Below are 8,477 nucleotides of genomic sequence, written 5' to 3'. Positions count from 1 at the left end.
GACGAATCACCTCCCGCCCTCTGGACCGTACCCGAGGAATTCAGGGCGAGCCGAGTAACGCGGATCACAGCGCATGAATCGGCCACCACCCGGACACCACGTGGCCAGACGCAGTTTTGAAGATCTTTCATATTTTAGGCCATTCGGGCACCGGTTACCACATTCGGCTCAGCCAAGCCGGGCCCGACAACCCGGCGGTACTCGGGAGCCCGATCGGACCGATTCGTCAACCCCTTGTGCCACAGCGGGAAGTTGCTACGGTTCTGCCAGTGCGCGCAGCGAGTGGATCAGCGATCGTCGCCCGGGGACTGGTGAAGCGGTTCGCCAACACCCCCGCATTGCGCGGTATCGACCTCGATATCCCGACCGGTTCCGTGTTCGCGTTGCTCGGACCCAATGGCGCCGGGAAAACAACCATCGTGCGAGTCCTGACCACGCTGCTGCGACCCGATTCCGGCCGCGCTTGGGTGAACGGCTGGGAGGTAGGTGACGAACCGGAGAAAGTGCGCGCCTCGGTCGGCGTCGCCGGCCAGTATTCCACCGTGGACCGCGTGCTCACCGGACATGAGAATGTCCTCCTCATCGCCAAGCTGCGCGGTATCCGCGGCCGCGCGGGCCGCGCGGCCACGGCGGCGCTGCTGAGTCGGTTCCGGCTCACCGACGCCGCGCACCGTCCGGTGGGCACCTACTCCGGCGGCATGCGGCGCAGGCTCGACCTGGCCGCCGCCCTGGTCGGCGCCCCGCCGCTGGTGGTCCTCGACGAGCCGACCACCGGGCTGGACCCGGAGAGCAGGCTCGACACCTGGGACGCGATCGCCGAGCTCACCGCGAGCGGGGCCACCGTGCTGCTGACCACGCAGTACCTGGAGGAGGCCGACCGGCTGGCCGACCTGATCACGGTGATCGACGGCGGCCTGGTCGTCGCGGCGGGCACGGCCGACGAGCTCAAGGCCGCCGCGGGCCGCAGCAGGCTGGTGCTGTGCGTGGCCACCGACGCCGACATCGCCCCGGCCGTGCGCGCGGCCGCCCGCGCCGCCGACGCCACGCCGACGGTCGACCGCCGGGTCCGCCGCGTCGAGGTCGCGGTCGCCGACGGGCAGGACGCGGTCGGCCGCGCGCTGGTCGCGCTGGCCGCGGAGGGCGTGCGGGTGCTGGAGATCGGCCTGACCCGGCCCACCCTCGACGACGTCTTCCTCGGCCTCACCGCGGGCGACCGCCGGGCGGTGGCCGGATGACCACCCGGGCACCGCTCGCGCCGACCGCGGGCGCCCCACCCCGCCGCGCGGGCGCGGGTGGCGCGCTGGTCCGGGTCGCGCGGGAGAGCGCCGACTTCACCTGGCGCAACCTGATCCACCTGCGCCGCACGCCCACCACCCTCGCCTCCAGCCTGCTGGAACCGATCCTGTTCGCGGGCCTGATCGGCTACGTCTTCGGCGGCAGCCTCGGCGGACCGGCCTACCGCGAGTACCTGGTGGCCGGGCTGCTCGGCCAGGCCGTCACCTTCACCGCGTCGTTCACCGCGATCGGGATCGCCCGCGACCTGCAGGAGGGCACCGTCGAGCGGTTCAGCGCGCTGCCCATCGCGCGGGTCTCGCTGCTGCTCGGCCGCACGACCGCCGACCTGGCGACCTGCCTGGCCAGCACCACCGTGACCACCGGGTGCGGCCTGGTCCTGGGCTGGCGCCCGCACACCGGCCCGGCGCAGGTCCTCGGCGGCTACCTGGTGGTGCTGCTGTTCGCCTTCGCGCTGTCCTGGATCGGCGCGTTCATCGGCATCATCGCGCCGAACGTGCAGGTGGCGGCCAGCCTGGGGCTGATCTGGCTGTTCCCGGTCACCTTCGTCTCCTCCGGGTTCATCGCCACCGCCTCGCTGCCCGAACCGCTGGCCACGATCGCCGCCTGGAACCCGATCACCGCGCTGGCGAACGCGCTGCGGGCGCTGTTCGGCAACGCCGCCCCACCGGGTTTCCCGCCGCAGCACGGCTGGGCGACCGCGCACCCGGTGCCCTACGCGGTGGGGTGCGCGGTGCTGCTGGTCATCGTGTTCATCCCGCTGTCCACCTGGCGCTACCGCGTCCGGACCAGTCGCTGACCAGAGAGGGAAGACCCGGATGGATGACGACCCCGCGATCACCCTGGTGTGCCTGCCGTTCGCCGGTGCCGGGGCCTCGTTCTTCCGACCGTGGTCGGACTACACCGACCTGCGGGTGCTGCCGCTGCAGCTGCCCGGCCGGGAGCGGCGCGTGGACGAGGAGCCGCACCGCGACGTGCACGCCGCCGTCGACGGCCTGCGCGCCGACCTCGTGGCCGCGCTCGACCCCGGCACGCCGGTGGCGCTGTTCGGCCACAGCCTGGGCGCGGTGCTGGCCTACGAGCTGGCCCACCGGCTGGTCGACGGGCAGGCGGTCGAGGTGGTGCGGCTGTTCGCCAGCGGGTCGCCGGAACCGCGCGCACCCCGCCGGGAACGGGCCACCGGGCTCTCCGACGCGGACTTCCTGAACCGGGTCAGCGAGTTCGCCGGGTACAACCACACCGCGCTGGACGACCCGGAGATGCGCGAGATGTTCCTACCCGCGCTGCGCGCCGACGTCGAGATGCACGAGAACTACCGGCCCAGCACCGACCAGCCGCTCGCGGTGCCGATCACCGCGCTGCGCGGCGAGGACGACGAGCTGGTCGGGTACCGCGAGTCCGCGTCCTGGTCGGCGGTCGCGGCGGTCGACTTCGAGCACGTCGAGCTACCTGGCGGCCACATGTACCTGACCGAGGCGGCGCCCGCGCTGCTCCGGTTGATCAGCTCGACCGTGCGCTGAGGTGGATGGGGTGCGGCTGACCGGGAAGGTCGTGCTGGTCACCGGCGCGGCCCGGGGGCTGGGCCGGGCGAGCGCCACGGCGTGCGCCGAGCAGGGCGCCGACCTGGTGCTGCTCGACGTGTGCGCGGACCTGCCCGGGGTGCCGTACCCGCTGGGCACGGCGAGCCAGCTCGACCACACCGCCGCGCTGTGCCGGGAGGCGGGCGCGGCGGTGCTCACCACCCACGCGGACGTGCGCGACGCGGACTCGGTGCGCGCGGCGCTGGCCCGGGCGCGGGACCGGTTCGGCGAGCTCGACGTCGTGGTCAACAACGCCGGGATCGCCGCGCCCGCCGGGAAACCGGTGCACGAGATCGACGAGGACGAGTGGTCGCTGATGATCGACGTCGACCTCTCCGGCGCGTGGCGGGTGATCCGCGAGGTGGGCGCGGCGATGTGCGCGCGGCGCTCGGGCAGCATCGTGAACATCGCCTCCACGGCGGGACTGGTCGGCTACCGGCACTTCGCCGGGTACGTCGCCGCCAAGCACGGGATCATCGGGCTCACCAAGGCCGCCGCGCTGGACTTCGCGGGCGCGCGGGTGCGGGTGAACGCCGTGTGCCCGGGTTCGGTGCGCGACGACGAGGCCGCCGAGGGCCGGATGCTCGCCGAGATCGCCCGGGCGTTGGCGGTGCCGGTGGGTGAGCACGAGCAGGCCTTCCTGGCGGGGCAGCCGATGAACGCGCTGGTGGAGCCCGCCGACGTGGCGGCGGCCGTGGTGTACCTGGCCTCGGACGAGTCGCGGCAGGTGACCGGGTCCGTGGTGACCGTCGACGGGGGTTTCAGTGCGCGGTGAGCAGACGCGGTGCCACGGGGTGCGGGTGCGCGGACCGGTGGCGGTACCGCCGAGGTCGGTGGAGGATCTGCCGTACAACGCCGACGACCCGCGCGCGGATCGGTTGCGCGCCCGGGAATTGGCCAGGCCGACCGACGACGTCCGCAGAGTCCTGCTGCGCTACGCGGACGGCACCCAAGACCTGATCGTGGTCGCGGCGCGAGACCGGTACGACGCCGCGGCCCTGCGAGAACTGGCTGCCGGAGCGGGAGTCGCCGCGGTACCGGTGGTTCCGGCCCCGGCCAACCTGTCCATAGTGGACTGGGGGCTCGCCGACGGCGGCGCGCCGGGCACGCACGTGGTGGCGCTGGACGACCTGGGCGAGGAGTCCGACTGGCAAGCCGCGCTGGCGACGACCCTGGACCGCTACCCGCCCGACTCCGGGATCAGGCTGATCTTCGACGGTGCCGAGTTCCCCGGCGAGTACCTTCCCGCGCCGGTGTTCCCGTTGGCATTCCACGTCTTCCGCGACGTACGAGGCGCGATTCTGCGCTGCGACTACCTGCGCACGCACTTCTCCCCCGCCATCGCCGAACAACTCACCCGGCACCTGGTACGGGCGCGGCGGACCGGTGCACCGATCGACGACGCCGAGGTCCTCGCCCTCGGTCGATCCCACGCCCCGGAGCCGAGGCCGGACACCATCCACGCCGCCGTGCGGGTGGTCGCCACCGCCCAGCCGCACGCGGTCGCGATCACCGACGGGGACGACACCCTGACCTACCGCGAACTCGACGAGCGGGCAACCGCACTGGCACAAGGACTTCGCGCGAACGGTGTGGTGGACGGCGACCGCGTCGGGGTGTGCCTGGACCGCTCGGCGGGGCTCGTGGTCGCGCTGCTCGCGGTGCTCAAGGCCGGTGCCGCCTACGTCCCGATCGACCCGACCCACCCGCGTGAACGACTGGCCCGCACCGCCGAGGACGCCGCGCCGCGCGTCGTGCTCACCAATCGGCCGGACTTCCCGTACCCCACCGTTCTGCACCCCGACAACCTCGCCGTTGGGTCCATAAGCGACAGTCTAATCGGACCAGGTGATCCCGCCTACGTCATCTACACCTCCGGTTCGACCGGTCGCCCCAAGGGGGTGGTCGTACCGCACCGCAACGTGATCGGGCTGGTCGAGGCCACTCGCGCGGACTTCGGCCTGGGCGCCGACGACGTGTGGACCTGGTTCCACTCCAGCGCCTTCGACTACTCGGTGTGGGAGATCTGGGGCTGCCTGCTCACCGGCGGGCGGCTCGTGGTGGTGCCGCACTTCGTCGCGCGCGAGCCGGACCGGTTCCGCGACCTGCTGGTGGCCGAGCGGGTCACGGTGCTCAGCCAGACACCGTCGGCCTTCGCCCAGCTGCTCGAGGTCGACCACACCGCCGCCGCGCCCCGGCTGGTGGTCTTCGGCGGCGAACCGCTCGACGCGCGGGCGCTGGTGCCGTGGTTCGACCGGCACCCGGAGTCGGCGTGCCGGGTGGTGAACATGTTCGGCATCACCGAGACCACGGTGCACGTCACCACCCGCACCGTCACCCGGCGCGACGCGCTCAGCGGGTCGCGCTCGGTCGGCAGGCCGTTGCCGGGCTGGCACGTGCGCGTGCTCGACCCGGCCGGGCGGCTCGCGCCGCCGGGGGTGGCGGGCGAGATCGTGGTCGGCGGTGTCGGCGTCGCCCGGGGTTACCTCGGCCGTGAAGAGCTGACCGCGCAACGGTTCCGGCCGGACCCGTTCGGGCCGGGCACCGTCTACCACAGCGGCGACCTGGGCAGGCTCCGGCCCGACGGCGAACTGGAGCACCTGGGCCGGATCGACGACCAGGTCAAGATCCGCGGCTTCCGGATCGAGCCCGGCGAGGTCCGCGCGGTGCTGCTGGCCGACCCGGACGTCCGGGCCGCCGCGGTCGTGGTGGCAGGCGACTCCCCCGCGACGGCTCGGCTCGAGGCCTACGTCGTGCCCGCGACGGCCGACACCGCACAGGTCCGCGCCCGCGCGGCGGCCGTGTTGCCGGAGCACATGGTCCCGGCCCGGGTCGTCGCAGTCGCGACACTTCCGTTGACCAGCAACGGGAAGCTAGACACTGCCGCGCTGCTGGCCACCCCGGCCGCGCCCGAGGAGCCCGTCGGCGACGACCTGGCGGGCGAGCTGCGCGCCGTCTGGAGCGAGGTCCTCGGCACGCCGGTCGACCTCGACGACGACTTCTTCGAGCTGGGCGGCAACTCGCTGCTCGCGGTGCGCATCGGTGCCGCGCTGCGCGCCCGGGGCCTACCGCCGATCCGGCTGCGCGACCTCTACCGGCACCCCACCATCAGGGAGGTCCTCGCCACCCTCGGCGGCTGAGCCGCGCAGCGAGGTGGCCAGACTGGGCGCGATCAGGCCCGCCACCTCGCTGGCCGCGGCCAGGATCTCCTCGTCGGTCAGGTCGAGGCCGTGCGCGGCCATCACCGCCAGGTTGACGCTGATCATGGCCATCCGGATCCGCAGCTGCTCGCTCGGCGGCGCCCCGGCGTCGGCCAGCAGGGCCGAGATCTTCTGCACCCGGTCCAGCGCGCCGTTGCCGCGGTGCGGGGCGAGGTCGCGCAGCGCGGCCTGGTTGGCGATGGCGAAGCGGGCGAACTCCAGGCCGTCGGCGACCAGCAGCCGGAACCAGCCCGCGGCGATCGCCGCCGAGCGCTCGGGCGTGCGCGGCTGCCCCTCGGCCCACTCGACCAGGCCGTCGAGGGCGGCGAGCCGCTCCTCGAAGAGGCTGCGAACGATCGCCTCTTTGCTGTCGAAGTGGTAGTACACCCCCGCCTTGGTGATCCCCAGCTCCTCGGCGATCTCCCGCAGCGAGGTCGTCTCGTAGCCGTGCCGGGTGAACAGGCCGAGCGCCACCCGCTGGATCTCGGCGCGCCGATCGTCGGCGGCCTTGCGCACCCGTGCCATGCCGCGGCTCCCTTCCGGACCTGAATGTCCGGTTCAGCATAGCCGCTTGCTTACCTGCCGTACGGTAGGTAGCGTACTGACCGACCGGCAAGTAAGTAGTGTCTCCCCGCGAAGGACCCGCGAGATGTCAACAGAGACCCCGACCGCCACCGCGGAACCGACCGCGCCCGCGCCGTTCACCCACCGGCAGATCCTGGTCACGATGAGCGGCCTGGTCATCGCGATGCTGCTGGCCATGCTGGACAACATGATCGTGGCCCCGGCGCTGCCCACCATCGTCGGCGACCTCGGCGGGCTGAGCATGCTGGCCTGGGTGACCACCGGCTACATCCTGGCCTCGACGGTGTCCACGCCGATCTGGGGCAAGCTCGGCGACCTGTTCGGCAGGCGGGCCACGTTCCTGAGCTCGGTCGGCGTCTTCCTGGTGGGCTCGGTGCTGGCCGGGCTGTCGCAGAACATGACCGAGCTGATCGCCTTCCGCGCCGTGCAGGGCCTGGGCTCCGGCGGCCTGATGGTCGGCGTCCTGGCCATCATCGGCGAGATGATCCCGCCCCGGGAACGCAGCCGCTACATGGGCCTGATGATGGCGGTCATGCCGGTAGCGATGATCGGCGGCCCGCTCGCCGGCGGCTTCATCACCGACCACCTGTCCTGGCGGTGGGCCTTCTACGTCAACCTCCCGCTCGGCGTGGTCACCATGGTCCTGTGCTGGTTCACCCTGGCCGCCCTCCCCCGCGGCACCGGCAAGGCCAAGATCGACTGGTCCGGCGCAGCACTGCTCACGGTCTGGATCACGGCACTGGTGCTGATCACCAGCTGGGGCGGCACCAAGTACGCCTGGGCCTCACCGCAGATCCTCGGCCTGGCCGCGGTGGTGGTCGCCGGCTTCATCGCCTTCGTCGCCGTCCAGCGCAGGACAGCCGAACCGATCATGCCACTGCGCGTCTTCGGCAACCTGAACTTCACCCTCGCGGGCACCCTGGCCTTCATCTCCGGCTTCGCCCTGTTCGGCGCCGTGACGTTCCTGCCGCAGTACCAGCAGTTCGTCCAGGGCTCCTCGGCCACCAACAGCGGCCTGCTGCTGATGCCGATGATGATCGCGGCCATGGTCGTCTCGCTGGCCAGCGGCACCCTCATCAGCCGAACCGGCAACTACAAGCCGTTCCCCATCATCGGCGGCACCCTGATGGCGGCCGCACTGGCCCTGTTCGCCACCGTCGACGTCGACACCAGCAAGACGGCGACCGCGCTGTACATGGTCCTGCTCGGCATCGGCATGGGCTGCCTCATGCAAACCTCCACCCTGATCGCCCAGAACAGCCTCGAACCCCGCGACATCGGCGCGGGAACGGGCGCTTCGATGTTCCTGCGCAACATGGGCAGCTCACTCGGCGTATCACTGCTGGGCGCGATCTACACGAACTCCCTGGCCGGCTCCCTGTCCGGATTCGGCACGGGACAGGGCACGCAGATGACCCCGGCAGCACTCAAGACCCTCCCGGAAACCGCACGCCAGACCTTCCAACACGCGGTCACCGACGGCGTAGGCACCCTATTCGCGGTAGCGGCCGCAGTGGCGGCGATTGGAGTTGTGGTGGCGGTATTCATCAAGAAGGTCCCACTGCGCGGAGGACCGCAGGCAACGACTGCGACCAGCAACAACACACCCCAGACCCAGGCAGCCCAGGCAGCCCAGACCCACTGAACCGCACCACGTCCCTGCCCCCACCAACCGCAGCGGATAGGCCGACCCCGCTGGAACGCAAGTCCCGCTACGGATGCTCGATCTAGTGGACTCGCTTCGTGTGGGGGGAGAGTGCCGCTAAACTTGCCGTGGGTGGGGATGCCCTTACCCTGCCCTTTTCTCTCCACCGCGGTG

7 protein-coding genes are annotated in these 8,477 nt (G+C 71.9%); 6 read left to right on the top strand and 1 reads right to left on the bottom strand.

Going from position 1 to position 8,477, the window contains the following annotated elements; all coding sequences use genetic code 11:
* The first annotated feature begins 269 nt into the window (after positions 1 to 269).
* From QSK30_RS23115 to QSK30_RS23095, 5 genes are read left to right on the top strand one after another with little or no spacing between them, the layout of a single operon-like run.
* Positions 270 to 1,235 (top strand): ATP-binding cassette domain-containing protein, encoded by a 966-nt coding sequence (locus QSK30_RS23115; protein WP_285505745.1) that lies wholly within the window; start codon positions 270 to 272, stop codon positions 1,233 to 1,235.
* The gene (locus tag QSK30_RS23110; RefSeq protein WP_285505743.1) at positions 1,232 to 2,092 is read left to right on the top strand and encodes an ABC transporter permease; all 861 of its coding nucleotides are present in this window, start codon (positions 1,232 to 1,234) and stop codon (positions 2,090 to 2,092) included. The genes QSK30_RS23115 and QSK30_RS23110 overlap by 4 nt, the downstream gene beginning before the upstream one ends.
* A gap of 19 nt (positions 2,093 to 2,111) precedes the next feature.
* Positions 2,112 to 2,813, top strand: coding sequence for a thioesterase II family protein (locus QSK30_RS23105; RefSeq protein WP_285505742.1), 702 nt, complete (start codon positions 2,112 to 2,114; stop codon positions 2,811 to 2,813).
* Between the two features lie 10 nt (positions 2,814 to 2,823).
* Entirely contained in the window at positions 2,824 to 3,648 is an 825-nt protein-coding gene (locus tag QSK30_RS23100) for an SDR family oxidoreductase (RefSeq protein ID WP_285505740.1), read from the top strand.
* A gap of 58 nt (positions 3,649 to 3,706) precedes the next feature.
* Entirely contained in the window at positions 3,707 to 6,013 is a 2,307-nt protein-coding gene (locus QSK30_RS23095) for a non-ribosomal peptide synthetase (protein ID WP_285505738.1), read from the top strand.
* On the opposite strand, the gene QSK30_RS23090 is transcribed toward QSK30_RS23095, so the two are convergent.
* Positions 5,939 to 6,598 carry a TetR/AcrR family transcriptional regulator gene (locus QSK30_RS23090; protein ID WP_285505736.1) on the bottom strand — a complete coding sequence of 220 codons (660 nt, stop codon included), beginning with the start codon at positions 6,596 to 6,598 and terminating at the stop codon, positions 5,939 to 5,941. The genes QSK30_RS23095 and QSK30_RS23090 overlap by 75 nt on opposite strands.
* Positions 6,599 to 6,722: 124 nt before the next feature.
* Between QSK30_RS23090 and QSK30_RS23085 the strand changes: the two genes are divergently transcribed.
* Positions 6,723 to 8,303: an MDR family MFS transporter gene (locus QSK30_RS23085; protein WP_285505734.1), complete on the top strand. Its 1,581-nt coding sequence runs from the start codon at positions 6,723 to 6,725 to the stop codon at positions 8,301 to 8,303.
* The last annotated feature ends 174 nt before the right edge of the window (positions 8,304 to 8,477 follow it).

The sequence above is a fragment of the Actinokineospora sp. NBRC 105648 genome, assembly GCF_030269645.1.
In the GTDB taxonomy this organism is placed as follows: Bacteria; Actinomycetota; Actinomycetes; order Mycobacteriales; family Pseudonocardiaceae; genus Actinokineospora.
Note: the sequence above shows the minus strand (reverse complement) of the source record. Positions and strands in the feature narration are given on the sequence as shown.